Below are 19,208 nucleotides of genomic sequence, written 5' to 3'. Positions count from 1 at the left end.
TAACGACGGTCACCGCTCCCTATATTGGCGCCGGATTCGAATCAGGCAGCCCATGCGCGTCTTCAGTGTTCCCGTTTCTGCGCCGTTCCTGCGGACCGTCATCTCGGCGCTGGTCGATGGCCGGCTGGTCGCGGGATTCGAGGCGCAGAGCGATCCGGCAAGGCTCGCCAACGCCACGCTGTATCTGCCGACCCGCCGTGCCGGGCGGCTGGCGCGGGAAATCTTCCTCGATGTGCTCGAGTCGGACGCCGCCGTGCTGCCGCGCATCGTCGCGCTTGGCGACATCGATGAGGACGAACTCGCCTTCGCCGACCAAGGCGAGGACGTCGGCGGCGCCGCTCCGCTGGAGATTCCGCCAAGGCTGGGCGAGCTCGAGCGTCGGCTGACGCTGGCGCATCTGGTCGCGGCCTGGGCGAAGACGCCGGTGTCGGCGCCGCTGGTGGTCGGCGGGCCGGCCTCGACGCTGCAGCTCGCCGGCGACCTGGCGCGGCTGATGGACGACATGGTGACGCGCGGCGTCGACTGGCGCGCGCTCGACCGCCTGGTGCCGGACCAGCTCGACAAATATTGGCAGCACTCGCTCGACTTCCTGCGGATCGCGCGCGACGCCTGGCCCAGCTACCTCAAGGAGATCGGCCGGATCGAACCCGCCGCGCGCCGCGATCTCCTGATCGAGGCGGAAGCGGCGCGGCTGACCGCGCACCACGCGGGCCCGGTGATCGCGGCCGGTTCGACCGGCTCGATGCCGGCGACGGCGAAATTCCTGCACGCGGTGGCGAAGCTGCCGAACGGTGCCGTGGTGCTGCCCGGGCTCGACACCGATCTCGACGAGGACTCCTGGGACACGATCGGCGGCGAGCGCGGCGACGACGGCAGGTTCACCACACCGCCCTCGTCGAACCATCCGCAATTCGCGATGCACGCCTTGCTCGACCGCTTCGGCATCAAGCGCCGCGACGTCGAGAGCCTTGCCGAGCCGGCGCCGCTCGGCCGCGAGGTGCTGGTGTCGGAGACGATGCGTCCCTCGACCGCGACCGCGCAGTGGCACGACCGGCTGGAACGGCCGGAGATCGTGGCGCGGATTTCCGCCGGGATGACCAACCTCACCGTGGTCGAGGCGCCCAATCCGGAAATGGAGGCGCTGGCGATCGCGGTGGCGATGCGCGAGGCGCGGCATCTCGGCAAATCGGCCGCGCTTGTGACGCCGGACCGCGCGCTGGCGCGCCGCGTGATGGCGTCGCTGACGCGCTGGAAGCTCGAGTTCGACGATTCCGGCGGCGATGCGCTGATCGAGACGCCGGCCGGCGTGTTCGCCCGCCTGACCGCGGAGGCGGCGGCCAAGGGGCTGGAGCCGCCGACGCTGCTCGCGCTGCTCAAGCATCCGCTGTTCCGGCTCGGCCGTTCGCATGGCGCGCTGCGGCGCGCGATCGAGGTGCTGGAGATCGCGCTGCTCCGCGGCACGCGGCCGCAAGCCGGGACCGGCGGCCTCGCCCGCGACTTCGCGCGCTTCCGCGCCGAGCTGGTCAAGCTGCACGGCGGCGAGACCTCGTCGCTGCATGCCATGGAGCCGCGCGCCCGGCTGCGCGACAACGAGCTCAACCGGGCGCAGGACCTGATCGCCAGATTGCAGGCGGCGCTGGCGCCGCTCGAAGGCATGGCGTCGTCAAAACCCCATGATTTCGCCGAGCTCGCCGCGCGCCACCGCGAGGCGCTGATCGCGCTATCCGGCGACCAGAACGGCGTTGCCGTCGTGTTCGAGGAGCGCGCCGGTGCGTCGCTGGCGTCGGCGTTCGACGAGCTGCTCGCCAAGCAGCAGCCGAGTGGGCTGATGACGCCGCTCGCCGATTATCCCGAGGTGTTCCAGACCGCGTTCGCCGACCGCACGGTGCGGCGGCCGGAATCGGCGCGCGCGCAGCTCAACATCTTCGGCCAGCTCGAAGCCCGTCTCACCGAATCCGATCGCGTCATCCTCGGCGGCCTGGTCGAGGGCGTCTGGCCGCCGGCGCCGCGGATCGATCCGTGGCTGAGCCGGCCGATGCGGCATGAGCTCGGGCTCGACCTTCCCGAGCGCCGCATCGGCCTTTCCGCGCACGACTTTGCGCAACTGCTCGGCCATGACGAGGTGATCCTCACCCACGCCGCAAAGGTCGGCGGCGCGCCGGCGGTCGCCTCGCGCTTCCTGCACCGGCTCGAAGCGGTCGCCGGCGAAGCGCGCTGGAAGGCCGCGACATCGGCCGGCGACACTTACGTGCAATATGCCGCCGAGCTCGACCGGCCCGACAAGGTCGAGCCGCTCCCGCAGCCGGAGCCGCGGCCGCCGCGCGAGGCACGGCCGTTGAAGATGTCTGTCACCGCGATCGAGGACTGGCTGCGCGATCCCTACACGATCTATGCGCGCTATATCCTCGATCTCGATCCGCTCGACCCCGTCGACATGCCGTTGTCGGCGGCCGATCGCGGCTCGGCGATCCACGAGGCGCTCGGCGAGTTCACGCAGGTCTATGCCGACGCGCTGCCGGCCGACACGCTACGCACGCTTCGCGAGATCGGGGCCAAATATTTTGCGCCGCTGATGGAGCGGCCCGAGGCGCGGGCGCTGTGGTGGCCGCGCTTCCAGCGCATCGCAGGATGGTTTGCCGAATGGGAGCAGGCCCGGCGCGGCAGTATCGCTTCCATCAAGGCCGAGATCCGCGGCGAGATCGGCATCCCGCTCGACGATGCCAGGACCTTCACGCTCTCGGCGCGCGCCGATCGCATCGAGCGTCGCGATGACGGCAGCTTTGCGATCCTCGACTACAAGACCGGCCAGCCGCCGACCGGCAAGCAGGTGCGTATGGGCCTGTCGCCGCAGCTCACCCTGGAAGCCGCGATCCTGCGCGAGGGCGGCTTCGCCGACATCCCGGCCGACTCCTCGATCGGCGACCTCGTCTATGTCAGGCTGAGCGGCAACAACCCGCCGGGCGAGCAGCGCTCGCTGGAGCTGAAGATCAAGACCAGCGACACGCCGCAACCGCCCGATGAGGCCGCCGACAGCGCGCGGCGCAAGCTGGAGGCCCTGATCCGCGCCTTCGACGACGAGCAGCAGGCCTACACCTCGCTGAACCTCTCGATGTGGGCGAACCGCTACGGCGCCTATGACGACCTCGCGCGTATCAAGGAATGGTCCGCCGCCGGCGGCCTGGGAATCGAGGAATGGTGAAGGCTATCAGGCCCATCCCGCCCGCCGTGCGCGACGCGCAGGCGCGTGCGTCCGATCCGAAAGCGTCGACCTTCGTGTCGGCCAATGCCGGCTCGGGCAAGACCCATGTGCTGGTCCAGCGCGTCATCCGTCTGCTGCTGTCGGGCGTGCCGCCGGAAAAGATCCTCTGCATCACCTTCACCAAGGCGGCTGCCGCGAACATGGCCGAGCGTGTCTTCACAACGCTCGGCCATTGGGTGACGCTCGACGACGCCGGGCTCGATACCGCGATCCGCGAAGCCGGCATTGCCCATCCTTCCGCCACGCTGCGGCGCGAGGCGCGCAAGCTGTTTGCCTGTGCGCTGGAGACGCCCGGCGGCTTGAAGGTGCAGACCATCCACGCGCTGTGCACCCGCCTGCTGCAGCAGTTTCCGTTCGAGGCCAACGTGCCGGCGCGCTTTGCCGTGCTCGACGACCGCGACCAGAACGAGATGATGGAGCGCGCCAATCTCGCGGTGTTCCTCGAGGCGTCGCGGATTCCCGACAGTCCGATCGGCCGCGCGCTGCGGACGGCGATGGCAAATGCCGCCGACGTCACCTTCAAGGAGGTGGTCCGCGAAGCCTGCCTCAGCCGCGACCACTTCATGGCCTGGACCGATGCCGCCGGCAACGCCGCGGCCGCCGCCGCGCAGATGTCGGCCGCGCTCGGCGTCTCCGCCGATGATCGCATCGAGGAGGTCGAGCGCGAGATCGTCGACGGCCCGAACCTGCCGCGCGCGAGCTGGAAGGAGATGGCGACGCTCCTCGATACCAGCAGCAAGGCGGATCAGAAGCAGGCCGAACGGCTGCGGAGCGCGCTGACCTTCACCGGTGCAGCCCAGGCCGACGAATATCTCGGCGTCTTCCTGACCGATGAACGCGCCCCGCGCGCGTCTGTCGTCACCAACAGTTTCATCAAGAAGAATGCGGTCGCAGGCCATCGGTTCGAGGCGGAGATCGATCGGCTCGGTCCGTTGATCGAGCGCCGCCGCGCCGTGGTCGCGCGCGACCGCACCGAGGCGCTGATCCACATCGCGACCGCGGCGGCCGCGCATTACCGGCGCGAGAAGCTGGAACGCGGCCTGCTCGACTATGACGATCTGATCGACAAGACGCTGGCGATGCTCGACCGCGTCTCCTCGGGCTGGGTGCATTACAAGCTCGACCGCGGCGTCGATCACGTGCTGATCGACGAGGCGCAGGATACGAGCCCGCGGCAATGGGACATCGTCGCGCACATCATCTCGGAATTCACCTCCGGCGCCGGCGCGCGCGACGGCCTGGTGCGCACCGTGTTCGCGGTCGGCGACGAGAAGCAGTCGATCTTCTCGTTCCAGGGCGCGGCGCCGCGCGAATTCGACCTGCGCCGGCGCGAGCTGAAGCGGCGGTTCGAGGAAGCCGGGCTGAAATTCGACCCCGTGTCGTTCACCTATTCGTTCCGCTCGGGGCCGGTGATCTTGCACTCGGTCGACCATGTGTTCCGCGAGCAGGACATCTTTCGCAGCATTCATGCGGTCGAGAACGGCTACCCGATCCACAACGCGATGGCCGATGCCGGCCCCAGCCTGATCGAGCTCTGGGATCTCGCGGTTGCCGACGATCGCCAGGACATCGAGGGCTGGCGCGCGCCGTTCGACGGCGTGTCGGTGACGAGCCCCGAGGTGAAGCTGGCAAGGCGCATCCAGGCCGAGATCAAGCGCCTCGTTACCAGCGGCACCATGACCGGCAGCACTGGCGGGCGGCGGCCACTCAGCTACGGCGACATGCTGATCCTGGTGCGGCGGCGCGGCAACGCCTTCGATGCGGTGATCCAGGCGCTGAAGCACGCCGGCATCCCGGTCGCCGGCGCCGACCGGCTGAAACTGACCGAGCACATCGCGATCATCGACCTGATGAACCTCGCCGACGCGCTGCTGCTGCCGCAGGACGATCTCGCGCTCGCGGTGGCGCTGAAGAGCCCGCTGTTCGGCCTCGACGACGACGATTTGTTCAAGCTGGCGTATCAGCGTCGCGGCTCGCTGCGCGAGGCACTGGCCGCGCAGGCGCCGACCGATGAGCGATTTTCGGCCGCGCGCCGCCGTCTCGAACAATGCGAGCGCCGCTTCACCGAGGAGACGCCGTTCGCGTTCTACGCCTGGCTGCTCGGCGGCGACGGCGGGCGGGCGCGCATCCTGCGCCGGCTCGGCCATGAGGCCAACGACGCGCTCGACGAGTTCCTCGAGCTTGCGCTGAGGTATGAGCGCAAGGCGCCGGCCTCGCTGCAGGGCTTCGTCGCCTGGCTGCGCGCCGCCGACACCGAGGTGAAGCGCGACATGGAGATTTCGCGCGACGAGGTCCGCGTCATGACCGTACACGGCGCCAAGGGCCTCGAAGCATCGGTGGTGTTCCTGGTCGACACCACGACCTCGCCGTCGGACACGCAGCGGCTGCGGCTGATCCATCTGCCGCAGGGCAATGCCGCGCCGAACGCGCCCGGCGTCGTGGTGTGGGCCGGCAAGAAGGCCGAGGATCCGCCCGGCGTCGCCGAGGCGCGCAAGGCGATGCTCGGCGACACCGAGGACGAGTATCGCCGCCTGCTCTATGTCGCGATGACCCGCGCCGCCGACCGGCTGATCGTCGGCGGCTGCATGCCCGGCAACATGAACACGGTGCGGAAATCGTCCTGGTACGATCTGATCACCAAGGGGCTCGCCAATTCCGGGCTCAAGCTCGAGGAGCTGGAGACGCCAGGCGGCAAGGTGATGCGCTATTCGCGGCCGGATGACGTCGCCGATCTCACCGGTGCGACTGCGTCGGCGGCCGCGGTGCCGATCGCATTGCCGTCCTGGCTGCGTGCTGCGGCCGCACCGGAAGCATCGGCGGCGAGCATGCTGCGTCCGTCCGATCCGGCTGATGATGACAGCCATCCGATCCGAACCGGCGAATCGGTGCTGCTGCGCGCCCGCGCCCTGCAACGCGGCACGCTGGTGCATCGCCTGCTGCAATCGCTGCCCGACGTCGCCCTCGAGCGGCGGCGCGCCGCCGCGCTCGGCTACCTCGCGCGCAATGCCGACGGCTGGAGCGAACAGGAGCAGGTCGCGCTCGCCGATCAGGTGCTCGGCCTGATCGCCGATCCGCGCTTTGCCGCCGTGTTCGCGCCCGGCAGCCGCGCGGAAGTCTCGATCGTCGGGCGGCTGGAGCGGCCGGGCCAGCCGAAGGCGCTGGTTTCGGGCCAGATTGACCGCCTGGTGGTGACGCCGACCGACGTCCTGATCGTCGATTTCAAGACCAACCACGCTCCGCCCAAGACGGCAGCCGAGGCGCCCAGGGGCTATGTCCGGCAGCTCGCGCTGTACCGCGCGGTGCTCGCCAGGCTTTATCCCCAGCTGCCCGTGCGGGCCGCCCTGCTCTGGACCGAAACGACTGAAATCATGGAGATTTCCGCCCCCGCGCTGGACGCCGCCCTGGCATAAGTTCATGTCGGCGTGAGCAAGCTTGACCCGGCAAGGGGGCGTTCATAGGTTTGATCCATGCTCCCGGGCGCGATTCCCAACCGCGCCCTTTTGTCTCAACCGAACGAGGTACTCACATGGCCGTTGGCAAGGTTTCTGACGCCGATTTCGAAGCCGAAGTGCTCAAGGCGACCGGGCCGGTGGTCGTCGACTTCTGGGCCGAGTGGTGCGGCCCCTGCCGCATGATCGCGCCCGCTCTCGATGAGATTTCCGGCGCGATGGGCGACAAGGTCAAGATCGTGAAGCTCAACGTCGACGAGAGCCCGAAGACCGCATCGAAGTATGGCGTGATGTCGATCCCGACCCTGATGATCTTCAAGGGCGGCGAGATGGCGTCCCGCCAGGTCGGCGCCGCGCCGAAGGCCAAGCTGCAGCAGTGGATCACCGCTGCGGTCTGATCCTGCTTCTTCTGATTAATAAATTCGTGCACGGCCGGCGGATTCGCCGGCCGTTTGCGTTGGGACCGTGTGTGTTGCGTTTGAAGGTCCCGGCACTTGCCCTCCCCGCGTCAAAAGCCCGCTTCCAGGTCCACGCCGCTCGTTGCGATGGAGGCGCGCTCGGTCGATGCCATCCCGCGCGGGAAGGAGTGGCAGTACGAACCCAAGTGGGACGGCTTCCGCTGCCTGCTGAAACGCGAAGGCCGCAAAGTCGACCTGCGCTCGAAATCCGGCGAAGATCTCGGCCGCTATTTCCCGGAGCTGGTCGCCGCGGCGCTGAGCGTGAAGGCAACGTCATTCGTGCTCGACGGCGAGATCGTGGTGCCGCACGGCCGGACATTCTCATTCGACGATCTCCTGCAGCGCATCCATCCTGCCGCCAGCCGGGTGACGCGGCTCGCACAGGAAACGCCCGCCTTGTTTCTGACGTTCGATCTCTTGGCCGCGCCAACCATGAAGAAGCTTTCCGGCCAGCCCTTGAGCAAACGACGACCGCAGCTCGAGGCGTTCGCCAAGTCGCAATTGAAATCCAATTCCAGCTTTCGGCTATCTCCCGCGACGACGAGCTACGCGCTTGCCAGGAAATGGCTGGCGCGATCCGGCGGCGGCTTCGACGGCGTAATCGCCAAGCGCCTGGACCTGCCCTATCAGGCCGGCAATCGCGACGGCATGCAGAAGATCAAAAGGTTCAGGAGCGCCGACTGTGTGGTCGGCGGCTTTCGCTACGCCACCAACAGGACCGGCGGCCGCCAAGTGGTCGGCTCGCTGCTGCTCGGCCTCTATGACGACGACGGCTTGTTGCATCATGTCGGCTTCACCTCCGCGATCAGGCAGCAGGAGAAGCTGGCGCTGATCGACCGTCTCGAGCCGTTGATTGCAAAGCCCGGCTTTACCGGGAATGCGCCGGGCGGCCCGAGCCGGTGGTCGACCGAGCGCTCGGCGCAATGGTGTCCGCTGAAGCCGAAGCTCGTGATCGAGGTCTGCTACGACCATTTCAGTGGCGATCGTTTCCGCCACGGCACCTCGATCCTGCGCTGGCGTCCGGACAAGGCGCCGAAGCAATGCTCGTTCGAGCAACTGAAGCAGAAGGCGGCCGACCCGATGAAGCTGTTGAGGGGATAACGGCACTGCCGTTGCGGTGCAGCGAATAGGAACCCGGACAGGCAGTCCATGTTGAGGGATCAAATGGCCCTCAGGAGGGACCCATGTCGAACCCCAGATCAACCGCGCAGGTCGCGGGACATCCTATCCATCCGATGCTTATTCCGTTTCCAGTCGTATGCTTTGTTTTGACCTTCGTTGCCGATCTCGCTTTCTGGAAGACGGGCACTGACTTCTGGGCCAGCGCCTCGCTCTGGCTGCTTGGCATCGGCTTGATCATGGCCGCGCTCGCCGCCATCGCCGGCGTGATCGATCTCCTCGGAGACGATCAGGTCCGCAATCTTTCCGATGCATGGCAGCACGCCGGCGGCAACGTCATCGCGGTATTGATCGAGCTGTACAACTGGTATTCGCGCTTCGAGCACGGCACATCCGCCATCGTGCCGACCGGTCTTGCGCTATCGTTCATCGTGGTCCTGATCCTGCTGTTCACCGGCTGGAAGGGCTGGGAGATGGTCTATCGCGAGCATGTCGGCGTCTCGGATGAGGCGCATATCCATTAGCTCGCGGGTCCGCCATGTAGCCCGGATGGAGCGAAGCGCAATCCGGGACCTGTGCGCCTCGGATCGAGCCGTCCCGGATTTCGCTTCGCTCCATCCGGGCTACGAACTACCGATTACCGTATCCACCCCGTCGCCAGCGCCGAGGCGAGTACGGCCTGGCCGTGCTGGCGCGCCAGCGCCGCCATTGCCGCGTGGTCGTACGGGATGTGGCGGAAGGTTACGTCCCAGCCACCATCGACCTGCTCGAGGATCGCGTAGCGCGCATCGGGCGAACCGGCCTCCACGACATGCGGATGCGGTTTGCCGGCGCGATAGCCGGGCGAGCCGACGCTGCCGGGATTGACGATCAGCCGGCCGTCGCGAAGCCGCACGGCGCGCGCAGTGTGCGTGTGGGCGCAGAGGATCAGCGATTGCGGCACGCCGGCCGCTCTCGCCTCGATCGCTTCCAGCGAGGACATGCAGACTTCGCCGCCCGGCAGCACCGTCTCGAGCCAGTAGGTCTCGTCATCCTGGGGCGTTGCATGACAGAGGAAAACCTCGTCGCGATAGATCGAATTCGCCGGCAGCGTGCGCAGCCAGTCGAGATGCCGCGGCTCGAGCTGGGTATAGGTCAGCCGCTCCCAAGAGCCCATTTTCTCGTGCGGACGGTCGATCAGGTAGCGGTCATGATTGCCGAGCAGATGGACCGCATCGAGCGCCATCAGCATATCGATGGTGGGCCGGGCGTCGAGCGGCCCGCTCACCATGTCGCCGAGGTCGACGATGTCGGAAATTCCCTGCGCGCGGATGTCCGACAGCACGGCTTCGAGCGCGAGATGGTTGCCGTGGATGTCGGCGATCGCAGCAAAACGCATTGTATTGTCCTGTCCTCAAGCGCGGCATCCAGTAGCCCGGATGGAGCGAAGCGAAATCCGGGAGCCTGCTTCCGCAGATCGAGCCGTCCCGGATTTCGCTTCGCTCCATCCGGGCTACAACGCGACCATCATGCAGGAGGCGTGCCGTTGGCCGCAAGCACGGGACCGGCCAGATACAGCGAGCCCGTGATCAGGATCCGCGGCGGCACCTCATAGGCCAGCACCGCAAGCCGTTGCAGCGCGGCGGCGACGCCATCAGCGATCTCGACCCGCATGCCGAGCGCTCGCGCGGCGTCAGCCAGTCTGTCCGGCGCCATGCCGTTGTCGCGGCCGGGAACCGGGACCGCGATGATGTGGCGAGTCAGCCCGGCGAAATTGGCGAGGAATGCGTTGGCATCCTTGTTGGCCATCATCCCAACGATCACGACCAGCGGCCGCGACACGCGCTCCTCGAGATCGCCGAGCGCCGCGGCCGCGACGCGGCCGCCCTCGGCATTGTGTCCGCCGTCGAGCCAGACCTCGGAGCCCTGCGGCCCCTGGCCAACCAGCGCGCCGGAAACCAGCCGCTGCATTCGCGCCGGCCATTCCGCATTGACGATGCCGGCTTCAAAGGCCGCGATGTTGAGCTTGAATGCGTCGATCGCGCGCAGCGTCGCGATCGCAAGGCCCGCATTGTCGAACTGGTGCCGGCCGAACAGTTTCGGCGCGGCGAGATCCAGCAAGCCGCGCTCGTCCTGATAGACCAGCCGGCCGCGCTCGACGCCGACATGCCATTGCTGGCCGGCCGCATGCAGCGGCGCGCGCATGCGGTTCGCCTGCGCCTCGATCACGGCCATCGCATCCGGCGCCTGCTCGGCACACACCACCGGCACCTTGCGCTTGATGATCGCAGCCTTCTCGCCGGCGATTGCCGTCAGATTGTCGCCGAGGAATTCCATGTGGTCCATGCTGACCGGCGTGATCACCGAGGCGAGCGGCGCCTCGACCACATTGGTCGAATCGAGCCGGCCGCCGAGCCCGACCTCGAGCAATGCGACGTCGGCCGGATGCTTGGCGAACAGGCAGAACGCCACCGCCGTTTCCATCTCGAAGATGGTGATGGGACTATCGGCGTTGACGCGTTCGCAGTGCTCGAACGTCTCGCGCAGCTCATCGTCACCGACGAGCTTGCCGCCGCCGACGGCGCCCAGCCGATAGCATTCGTTGATCCGCACCAGATAGGGCGAGGTGAAGACGTGCACGCGCAGGCCGGCGGCTTCGAGAACCGCGCGCAGATAGGCGATGGTCGAGCCCTTGCCGTTGGTGCCGGCGACATGGATCACCGGCGGCAGCTTGCGCTCGGGATGATCGAGCCGCTCCATCAGGCCGCGCATGCGATCGAGGCTGAGATCGATGCGCTTGGGATGCAGCGCCGATATCCGCGCGATCAACGCCTCGAACGAGGCTTGCGGTGAGGCGGCGCTTGCGGTCACGCGTGCGGCGCGGCCGGCACCGTCTCAGGCGCCGTGACGATCTGGGCCGGCTCGGTGACCGCGGCCTTGGGCTTCGATGCGGATTCAAGCGCCGGCGCCTTGGTCAGCAGGCGGCACAGCCGCGCCAGCGTGGCCTTCATCTCGTGGCGGTGCACCACCATGTCGACCATGCCGTGCTCGCGCAGATATTCGGCGCGCTGAAAGCCGTCCGGCAGCTTCTCGCGGATGGTCTGCTCGATCACGCGCGCGCCGGCAAAGCCGATCAGCGCACCGGGCTCGGCGATCTGGATGTCGCCGAGCATCGCATAGGACGCGGTGACACCGCCGGTGGTCGGATTGGTCAGCACCACGATGTAGGGCTGGCGCGCCTCGCGCAGCATCTGCACGCCGACGGTGGTGCGCGGCATCTGCATCAGCGACAAGATGCCTTCCTGCATCCGCGCGCCGCCGGATGCGGCGAACACGATGAAGGGCGACTTCTTCTCGACCGCGAGTTCGAGCCCGCGCACCATGGCTTCACCGGCGGCCATGCCGAGCGAGCCGCCCATGAAATCGAAATCCTGCACGGCGACCACGACGCCGGCACCTTCTAACTTGCCGTAGCCGACCTTGATCGCGTCGTTCAGCCCGGTCTTGGTGCGGGCGTCCTTGATACGGTCGACATATTTGCGCTCGTCGCGGAATTTCAGCGGATCCGCCGTCACCTCGGGCAGCGCGACGTCGAACCAGGTCTCGTTGTCGAAGATCGACTTCAGCCGCGCCACCGCGCCCATGCGCATGTGGTAGTTCGAGCCGGGGATCACGAACTGGTTGGCCTCGACGTCCTTGTAGAACACGAGCTGCCCGGAATCCGGGCACTTGATCCAGAGGTTTTCCGGCGTCTCGCGCCGCAGGATGTTGCGGATCTTCGGCCGGACGACGTTGGTGAGCCAATTCATGGTTCGCTCCGAAATGCGGATCGGTTCCGCACCAGCTGGATATATGGCGGGCCGGGCGAGCCCGGCAAGCCGCCATCGGCGGCCTTGTTGCCGCAAAATGTGGCTTATTCCGCGGCCTGCTTGGCGCCCCGGACCCCCTGCGCCAGCGCCGACACCAAGTCCGCCACCGCGCTCACGGTCTTCGGCGTCGCACGGCCCTCGGCATCGAGGTTGGCACGCACCACATCGACGATTGCGGTGCCGACCACCGCGCCGTTGGCGTTCTCGGCGATCGCGCGCGCCGTCTCCGGGGTGCGGATGCCGAAGCCGACGCAGACCGGCAGCTTGGTGTGCCGCTTGATGCGGGCCACGGCCTCCGCGACCACCTTCGAATCGGCCGTCGCGGCGCCGGTGATGCCGGTGATCGAGACGTAATAGACAAAGCCCGAGGTGTTGGCGAGCACCGCCGGCAGCCGCTTGTCGTCGGTGGTCGGCGTCGCCAGCCGGATGAAGTTCAGCCCGGCCTTCATCGCGGGGATGCAGAGCTCGGTATCTTCCTCCGGCGGCAGGTCGACGATGATCAGGCCGTCGACGCCGGCGGTCTTGGCGTCGGCCAGGAAGCTGTCGACGCCGTAGATGTAGATCGGATTATAGTAGCCCATCAGCACGATCGGCGTGGCGTTGTCCTCCTTGCGGAAGTCGCGGACCATCGCCAGCGTCTTGCGCAGCGTCATGCCGCCCTTGAGCGCGCGCAGTCCGGCGGCCTGGATCGAGGGGCCATCGGCCATCGGGTCGGTGAAGGGCATGCCGATCTCGATAACGTCGGCGCCGGCCTTCGGCAGCGCTTTCAGTATGTCGAGCGAGGTCTTGGCGTCGGGATCGCCGGCCATCACGAAGGTGACGAAAGCGGAGCGGCCCTGCTGCTTCAGCTCGGCGAAACGTGCGTCGATACGGGTGGTCACTTCTTCCTCGCCTTCAAGATGTCGCCGACCTGCGGCACGTCCTTGTCGCCGCGACCCGAGAGGTTGACCACCATCAGGTGATCCTTCGGCCGCTGCGGTGCGAGCTCGGACAGTTTCGCGATGGCGTGCGCTGATTCCAGCGCGGGGATGATGCCCTCGAGCCGCGACAGCAGCTGGAATGCGGCCAGCGCCTCCTCATCGGTCGCCGAGAGATACTTCACGCGGCCGGTCTCGTGCAGCCAGGCGTGCTCCGGGCCGATGCCGGGATAATCGAGGCCCGCCGAGATCGAATGCGCTTCCTCGATCTGGCCGTCGGCGTCCATCAAAAGATAGGTGCGGTTGCCATGCAGCACGCCGGGACGGCCGCCGGCGAGCGAAGCGGCATGCAGCTGCGTCAGTCCGTGACCGGCAGCCTCGACGCCGAAAATCTCGATCAAGGGATCGTCGAGGAACGGATGGAACAGGCCCATCGCATTGGAGCCGCCGCCGATGCAGGCGATCAGCGAATCCGGCAGGCGGCCCTCGGCCTCCTGCATCTGCTTGCGTGTCTCGTGGCCGATGATCGACTGGAAGTCGCGCACCATCATCGGATAGGGGTGCGGACCCGCCACCGTGCCGATGCAATAGAAGGTGTTGTGCACATTGGTGACCCAATCGCGCAGCGCGTCGTTCATCGCGTCCTTCAGCGTGCGCGCGCCCGACTGCACCGGGACGACCTTGGCGCCCAGCATCTCCATGCGGATCACGTTCGGCTGCTGCCGCTCGACGTCGACCGCGCCCATATAGACCACGCATTCGAGCCCGAACCGCGCGCACAGCGTCGCCGTCGCCACGCCATGCTGGCCGGCGCCGGTCTCGGCGATGATGCGCTTCTTGCCCATGCGGCGCGCGACCATGATCTGGCCGAGCACATTGTTGACCTTGTGCGAACCGGTGTGGTTGAGCTCCTCGCGCTTCAGATAGATCTTGGCGCCGCCGAGATGCTCGGTGAGCCGCTCGGCGAAATAGAGCGGCGAGGGCCGGCCGACATAATCCTTCAGATAGACATTCATCTCGGCCTGGAACGCCGGATCGGCCTTGGCGTCGGCATAGGCTTTTTCGAGATCGAGGATCAGCGGCATCAGCGTTTCCGCAACGAAGCGTCCGCCGAAAATGCCGAAATGCCCGCGCTCGTCGGGACCGCTGCGGAAGGAATTGGGCAGATTTGGATTCATCGAACCATCAGTTCTTGGGTTGCGCGCGCGGCGCGGATGAAGGCGCGGATCAATTCGGGATCCTTGACACCGGGCGTGCGCTCGACGCCCGACGAGACATCGACGCCGCCGGCGCGCGTGACGCGGACGGCTTCAGTGACGTTGTCGGCGTTGAGCCCGCCGGAGACCATGTAGGGCAGCGCAAGATCGAGATTTTCCAGCACGTGCCAATCGAAGGGCGCGCCGAGGCCACCCGGCCGCGTGGCATCCTTCGGCGCGCGGGCATCGAACAGGATGCGATCGGCGACACCGGCATAACCCGGCAGCGGCGCAAGGTCGGCCGACGTCTCGACCGGCAGCGCCTTCATCAGCGGCAGGCCGAACTTCGCCTTGATGTCGCGCAGCCGCGCCGTGGTCTCCTTGCCATGCAATTGCAGGATATCCGGCCGCAGCGTCTCGACGATGTTTTCCAGGATCGCATCGTCGGCATCGACGGTGAGGGCGACCTTGACGGCGCGGCCCTTGGCGCGGCTGCCAAGCTCGCGCGCGGTCTCGAGGCTGATGTGACGCGGCGACGGCGGAAAGAATACGAACCCCACCATATCGGCACCGCCTTCAAGCGCGACGTCGAGCGTCTCGCGCGTGGACAGGCCGCAGATTTTGACGAGCAGGGGCATGGTCTCGAAACGGGTCTCAAAACGGGTTGTCGGGCGACCGGAACCGGGGTGAACCCTGGTCCGGTGGGGCGGGTTCTACAACGTCGCGCCCTGCTTGTCTCGCCCGGCGGCCCCGTAAAAGCCGAGTTGCGCCGGGGCCGAACGGCGCTGCGCGTCGTCCCGGGAGGCGGCGGCCTTGAGGTCGGCGAGCTCGGCGCGGACATGGCGGGCGTCAGCCTCGCGCTGCCGGGCCGCGCGGCGCCAGCGCCCTTGCTTGAACCAGGTTCCGATGCCGCCCGCGATCACGCCCAGGATCGCGGAGGCGATGATGACGACGAACAACGGCAGCGTGACCGCAACCGTCGGGGTCACCGAATTGAAGGGATCAAACGACACCGTCACCCAGTGACGGTTAGCGACTGCAAAAATGATGAAGATCAGACCGAGCGGAACGACGACCACTGCCGTGAAGAACTTTCGCATGACCATCTCTCGCAGCGATGGAGCAAATGCGGGCATATCGCCCGCAGCACGGCAACGCCTGACGTCGCGCCTTAGGCGTCGGCCTTAAGCATCAGCCTTGGGCGCATCGACCTTGGCGGCGCCCGCCTCGGTCACGTCGCGGTTGAGGCGCTCGCGCATTTCCTTGCCGGTCTTGAAGAACGGCACGCTCTTCTGGTCGACCGGCACATGCTCGCCGGTGCGTGGATTGCGGCCGGCGCGCGCCGGGCGGTGCTTCACCGAGAATGCGCCAAAACCGCGCAACTCGACACGGTCGCCACGTGCCAGCGCTGCGACGATTTCATCGAGAATCGCATTCACAATGTTCTCGACATCCCGCTGATAGAGGTGCGGGTTGTGCTCGGCGATACGCTGAACAAGTTCGGATTTGATCATCGAAAATGGGATCCGGGCTCTTGCGGAAACCCATTTCCGTGAAAATGCCGTGCACTGTCAAGACGCTAAATCGATTTAGGGCGTCGTGAAATCACGTGACAAATAGCCCAATTGGGGCATGCGGCGATTCCCGCAAAGCGGGAATAGCCTGACGAGCACGCCTTTGGCAGCCGATCAGTTGGTTCCAGCCGGGCTCCACAGCGCCAGCATGCCGTCAAGCCCGAACCGGTCGACCGCCTCGGCCACGCCGCCCTGCTCGATCCGCCGCGCGATCGCGCCAAGACCGAACGCATCGAGCGTCACGGACGCCGCCGTGCGCAGGAAGGTCAGGTCGCCGAACCGCGGATTAAGCTTGTAATTGCGCACCGGCAGGTCGCTTTTGACCTTCTTCTCGGCAACCAGCCAGGCGATCGCGGTCTTCTCGTCCCCCAGCTGATCGACCAGCTTGAGATCGACCGCCTGCCGGCCGGTGAAGACGCGACCGTCCGCGACCTTCTCCAGCAGGTCATCGTCCATGCCGCGCCGTTGCTTCACCAATCCACGGAACCATGCATAGGAGTCCTTGACGAGACCGTCGATCGCGGCGCGGGCCTCCGGGCTGGTCGGCTCGAAGCCGTTGGGCGCGGCCTTCAGCGGGGAAGATTTGATCTCCTCCATCTTCACGCCGACAGTCTTGAGCAATTCCGAAACGTTCGGATACTGGAAGAGAACGCCGATCGAGCCGACCAGCGAGGTCTGCTGGGCGACGATATGATCGGAGGCGATCGCCGTGATGTAGCCGCCCGAGGCGGCCAATCCCTCGACCACGACGACAAGCGGCTTCTTCGCCTTCAGCTGCATCAGCGAGTCGTAAAGCTGCTCGGAGCCCGCAGTGGTGCCGCCGGGCGAATTGATGTGCACGACAACAGCCGCATAGCTCGACTTGCCGAGCCGCTCCAGCGCCTCGACGCGATCCTGGTCGCTGCGGATCAGTCCATCGATATTGACCCGCGCGATCGTGTTCGATGTCGAAAAGGTGCCGCGCCCGCCGGCGGCGATCACGCCCACACCGACGATGGCCGCGATCGCAATGACCGCGGCGGCGACGCGCCAGAACGTCAGTTTGCGCCTGATGCGGCGACGATCGACGATCACGTCTGAATCCAGCGACATCCGATCTCTCCAGAAATGGTCAGCGCGCAATCCGCGCGTTTTGCAGTCGCAGCGTCACTATCAGCTTAGCCAAATACATCAATTGCGACGCAATATGAAGAAAACAAGGCCCGGTATTCGGAGGCACTCGTAGCCCGGGTGCACGTGCGCTTCATCCCAGCCGCGCCCTAACCTCCCCTTGAAAAGGGGAGGTCGCTTTGCTCGCCAGAGCAAAGCGGGTGGGGATCAGCTCTCTCCATGAGCAGCATCGCCTGTGGCTGACCCCCATCCCGTCCTTCCCCCTTTCAGGGGGAAGGGGAAGACAAATCCGTAGCCCGGATGAAGCGAAGCGTAATCCGGGAGGCTTCAGCAGCACGGATAGAAAGTCCCGGATTTCGCTTCGCTTCATCCGGGCCACGGATGCCCCAAAGCAAAGGGCCCCGGCTTGCGCCGGGGCCCCGATTGTTCGCCTCAAATCGCGCGAACGCTTACTTGTCGGTGCCGCGGTTCTTCAGCGCGGTGCCGAGGATATCGCCAAGCGTCGCACCCGAATCGGAGGAGCCGTACTGCGCGATGGCTTCCTTCTCTTCGGCGACTTCCAGCGCCTTGATCGAGACCTGCACCTTGCGGGCCTTCTTGTCGAACTGGATGACGCGGGCATCGACTTTCTCGCCGACGGCGAAGCGCTCGGCGCGCTGGTCGTTGCGGTCGCGGGCCAGCTCGGACCGCTTGATGAAGGTGGTGAACTCGGTGCCCGAAATCCGGACCTCGATGCCGCTCTCCTTCACTTCGAGCACTTCGCAGGTCACGACCGCGCCCTTCTTGACGTCGCCCGGCTCGGCGAAGGGGTCGCCTTCGAGCTGCTTGACGCCGAGCGAGATGCGCTCCTTCTCGACATCGACATCGAGCACCACGGCCTTGACCATGTCGCCCTTCTTGAAGTTGTCGATGACCTGCTCGCCCGGAAGCTTCCAGTCGAGGTCGGAGAGGTGGACCATGCCGTCGACATCGCCCTCGAGACCCAGGAACAGACCGAACTCGGTCTTGTTCTTGACCTCGCCCTCGACCACCGAACCGACCGGGAACTTCTCGACGAAGACTTCCCAGGGATTGCGCATGGTCTGCTTGAGACCGAGCGAGATCCGGCGCTTGACCGAATCCACTTCCAGCACCTGCACTTCGACTTCCTGCGAGGTCGAAACGATCTTGCCGGGGTGCATGTTCTTCTTGGTCCACGACATCTCGGAGACGTGGATCAGGCCTTCGATGCCCGGCTCGAGCTCGACGAACGCGCCGTAGTCGGTGATGTTGGTGACGCGGCCGGTGAAGCGGGCACCCAGCGGGTACTTGCCTTCGATGCCCTGCCACGGATCATCCAAGAGCTGCTTCATGCCGAGCGAGATGCGGTGCGTCTCGTGGTTGATCTTGATGATCTTGACCTTCACGGTCTGGCCGATGGTCAGCACCTCGGTCGGGTGGTTGACGCGGCGCCAGGCGATATCGGTCACGTGCAGCAGGCCGTCGATGCCGCCGAGATCAACGAACGCACCGTAATCGGTGATGTTCTTGACCACGCCGTCGATCACCTGACCCTCTTCGAGGTTCTGCACCAGCTCCTGGCGCTGCTCGGCGCGGGTCTCTTCGAGAACCGTGCGGCGCGACACCACGATGTTGCCGCGGCGGCGGTCCATCTTGAGGATCTGGAACGGCTGCGAATTGTTCATCAGCGGCGCAACGTCGCGGATCGGACGAATGTCGACCTGCGAGCGCGGCAGGAAGGCCACCGCACCGTCGAGGTCGACCGTGAAGCCGCCCTTGACCTGGTTGAAGATGACGCCGTTGACCTTTTCGTTGTTCTGGAACGCCTTCTCGAGCTTGCCCCAGCTTTCCTCGCGGCGCGCCTTGTCGCGCGACAGCACGGCTTCGCCGAGCGCATTCTCGATACGGTCGAGGAACACCTCGACTTCGTCACCGACCTTGAGATCGCTTTCACGGCCGGGGCCGGCGAATTCGCGCAGCGCAACGCGACCTTCGGTCTTCAGGCCGACGTCGATGACGGCCATGTCCTTCTCAATTGCAACCACCTTGCCCTTGATGACCGAGCTTTCCTGCAAATTGCCGCCGGCAAAGGACTCATCAAGCATCGCCGCGAAGTCATCGCGGGTGGGAGTATAGGAAGACGCAGAATTCGAAACCATTTGTTCTCCAGATGCGGGATCTCGCCGGCCGTTCGGGTTGATGGGCGCACCGTGCGTGAAGTGTCGGGGTTCCGCAAACCCTGACGACCGCTCATTGCAGGAGGTGCAACAGCGGGCCG

Annotated in this window: 15 protein-coding genes; 5 read left to right on the top strand and 10 right to left on the bottom strand. The window is 66.3% G+C overall.

What is annotated here, in order from left to right:
• Positions 1-52: 52 nt before the first annotated feature.
• The 5 genes from addB (at position 53) to J2R78_RS17370 (ending at position 8,809) form a co-directional block, all read left to right on the top strand.
• The gene (addB, locus tag J2R78_RS17390; RefSeq protein ID WP_253605813.1) at positions 53-3,199 is read left to right on the top strand and encodes a double-strand break repair protein AddB; all 3,147 of its coding nucleotides are present in this window, start codon (positions 53-55) and stop codon (positions 3,197-3,199) included.
• Positions 3,193-6,669 (top strand): double-strand break repair helicase AddA, encoded by a 3,477-nt coding sequence (gene addA, locus J2R78_RS17385; RefSeq protein ID WP_253605811.1) that lies wholly within the window; start codon positions 3,193-3,195, stop codon positions 6,667-6,669. The genes addB and addA overlap by 7 nt, the downstream gene beginning before the upstream one ends.
• A gap of 116 nt (positions 6,670-6,785) precedes the next feature.
• Positions 6,786-7,106, top strand: a complete 321-nt coding sequence (trxA, locus tag J2R78_RS17380) for a thioredoxin (protein ID WP_016847387.1) — start codon at positions 6,786-6,788, stop codon at positions 7,104-7,106.
• 96 nt (positions 7,107-7,202) lie between these two features.
• Entirely contained in the window at positions 7,203-8,267 is a 1,065-nt protein-coding gene (locus J2R78_RS17375) for an ATP-dependent DNA ligase (protein WP_256558610.1), read from the top strand.
• An 83-nt stretch (positions 8,268-8,350) separates the two neighbouring features.
• The gene (locus tag J2R78_RS17370; RefSeq protein WP_253605807.1) at positions 8,351-8,809 is read left to right on the top strand and encodes a DUF2231 domain-containing protein; all 459 of its coding nucleotides are present in this window, start codon (positions 8,351-8,353) and stop codon (positions 8,807-8,809) included.
• Between the two features lie 113 nt (positions 8,810-8,922).
• On the opposite strand, the gene J2R78_RS17365 is transcribed toward J2R78_RS17370, so the two are convergent.
• From J2R78_RS17365 to rpsA, 10 genes are all read right to left on the bottom strand, one after another.
• Complete coding sequence (locus tag J2R78_RS17365) at positions 8,923-9,663, bottom strand: metallophosphoesterase (RefSeq protein WP_253605805.1); 741 nt, start codon at positions 9,661-9,663, stop codon at positions 8,923-8,925.
• Positions 9,664-9,791: 128 nt separating this feature from the next.
• The gene (locus tag J2R78_RS17360) at positions 9,792-11,036 is read right to left on the bottom strand and encodes a folylpolyglutamate synthase/dihydrofolate synthase family protein (RefSeq protein WP_256558884.1); all 1,245 of its coding nucleotides are present in this window, start codon (positions 11,034-11,036) and stop codon (positions 9,792-9,794) included.
• A 95-nt stretch (positions 11,037-11,131) separates the two neighbouring features.
• On the bottom strand, positions 11,132-12,073 hold the full coding sequence (gene accD / locus J2R78_RS17355; RefSeq protein ID WP_057020415.1) for an acetyl-CoA carboxylase, carboxyltransferase subunit beta: 942 nt from the start codon (positions 12,071-12,073) through the stop codon (positions 11,132-11,134).
• 104 nt (positions 12,074-12,177) lie between these two features.
• Entirely contained in the window at positions 12,178-13,014 is an 837-nt protein-coding gene (gene trpA / locus J2R78_RS17350; RefSeq protein ID WP_253605802.1) for a tryptophan synthase subunit alpha, read from the bottom strand.
• The gene (gene trpB, locus J2R78_RS17345; protein ID WP_057020413.1) at positions 13,011-14,228 is read right to left on the bottom strand and encodes a tryptophan synthase subunit beta; all 1,218 of its coding nucleotides are present in this window, start codon (positions 14,226-14,228) and stop codon (positions 13,011-13,013) included. The genes trpA and trpB overlap by 4 nt, the downstream gene beginning before the upstream one ends.
• A complete protein-coding gene (locus J2R78_RS17340; protein WP_253605801.1) occupies positions 14,225-14,884 on the bottom strand; it encodes a phosphoribosylanthranilate isomerase in 660 nt (219 codons plus the stop codon). Before J2R78_RS17340 ends, trpB begins: the two co-directional genes overlap by 4 nt.
• 75 nt (positions 14,885-14,959) lie before the next feature.
• A complete protein-coding gene (locus J2R78_RS17335; RefSeq protein WP_253605800.1) occupies positions 14,960-15,346 on the bottom strand; it encodes a lipopolysaccharide assembly protein LapA domain-containing protein in 387 nt (128 codons plus the stop codon).
• Positions 15,347-15,430: 84 nt separating this feature from the next.
• Positions 15,431-15,760 (bottom strand): integration host factor subunit beta, encoded by a 330-nt coding sequence (locus tag J2R78_RS17330; protein ID WP_016847379.1) that lies wholly within the window; start codon positions 15,758-15,760, stop codon positions 15,431-15,433.
• 174 nt (positions 15,761-15,934) lie between these two features.
• Complete coding sequence (gene sppA / locus J2R78_RS17325) at positions 15,935-16,912, bottom strand: signal peptide peptidase SppA (RefSeq protein WP_168856666.1); 978 nt, start codon at positions 16,910-16,912, stop codon at positions 15,935-15,937.
• Between the two features lie 467 nt (positions 16,913-17,379).
• Positions 17,380-19,089 carry a 30S ribosomal protein S1 gene (gene rpsA, locus J2R78_RS17320; protein WP_028337539.1) on the bottom strand — a complete coding sequence of 570 codons (1,710 nt, stop codon included), beginning with the start codon at positions 19,087-19,089 and terminating at the stop codon, positions 17,380-17,382.
• Between the last annotated feature and the right edge of the window lie 119 nt (positions 19,090-19,208).

The organism is Bradyrhizobium sp. USDA 4538 (genome assembly GCF_024171045.1).
Lineage (GTDB): Bacteria > Pseudomonadota > Alphaproteobacteria > Rhizobiales > Xanthobacteraceae > Bradyrhizobium > Bradyrhizobium australafricanum.
Note: the sequence above shows the minus strand (reverse complement) of the source record. Positions and strands in the feature narration are given on the sequence as shown.

What these genes read in the sequence shown, in the direction of transcription:
- sppA (WP_168856666.1), bottom strand. Translation starts at nt 16,912, where the DNA reads ATGTCGCTGGATTCAGACGTGATCGTCGATCGTCGCCGCATCAGGCGC.
- rpsA (WP_028337539.1), bottom strand. Translation starts at nt 19,089, where the DNA reads ATGGTTTCGAATTCTGCGTCTTCCTATACTCCCACCCGCGATGACTTC.
- accD (WP_057020415.1), bottom strand. Translation starts at nt 12,073, where the DNA reads ATGAATTGGCTCACCAACGTCGTCCGGCCGAAGATCCGCAACATCCTG.
- J2R78_RS17370 (WP_253605807.1), top strand. Translation starts at nt 8,351, where the DNA reads ATGTCGAACCCCAGATCAACCGCGCAGGTCGCGGGACATCCTATCCAT.
- J2R78_RS17335 (WP_253605800.1), bottom strand. Translation starts at nt 15,346, where the DNA reads ATGCGAAAGTTCTTCACGGCAGTGGTCGTCGTTCCGCTCGGTCTGATC.
- J2R78_RS17360 (WP_256558884.1), bottom strand. Translation starts at nt 11,036, where the DNA reads ATGCGCGGCCTGATGGAGCGGCTCGATCATCCCGAGCGCAAGCTGCCG.
- trxA (WP_016847387.1), top strand. Translation starts at nt 6,786, where the DNA reads ATGGCCGTTGGCAAGGTTTCTGACGCCGATTTCGAAGCCGAAGTGCTC.
- trpB (WP_057020413.1), bottom strand. Translation starts at nt 14,228, where the DNA reads ATGAATCCAAATCTGCCCAATTCCTTCCGCAGCGGTCCCGACGAGCGC.
- J2R78_RS17340 (WP_253605801.1), bottom strand. Translation starts at nt 14,884, where the DNA reads ATGCCCCTGCTCGTCAAAATCTGCGGCCTGTCCACGCGCGAGACGCTC.
- addB (WP_253605813.1), top strand. Translation starts at nt 53, where the DNA reads ATGCGCGTCTTCAGTGTTCCCGTTTCTGCGCCGTTCCTGCGGACCGTC.
- J2R78_RS17330 (WP_016847379.1), bottom strand. Translation starts at nt 15,760, where the DNA reads ATGATCAAATCCGAACTTGTTCAGCGTATCGCCGAGCACAACCCGCAC.
- addA (WP_253605811.1), top strand. Translation starts at nt 3,193, where the DNA reads ATGGTGAAGGCTATCAGGCCCATCCCGCCCGCCGTGCGCGACGCGCAG.
- J2R78_RS17365 (WP_253605805.1), bottom strand. Translation starts at nt 9,663, where the DNA reads ATGCGTTTTGCTGCGATCGCCGACATCCACGGCAACCATCTCGCGCTC.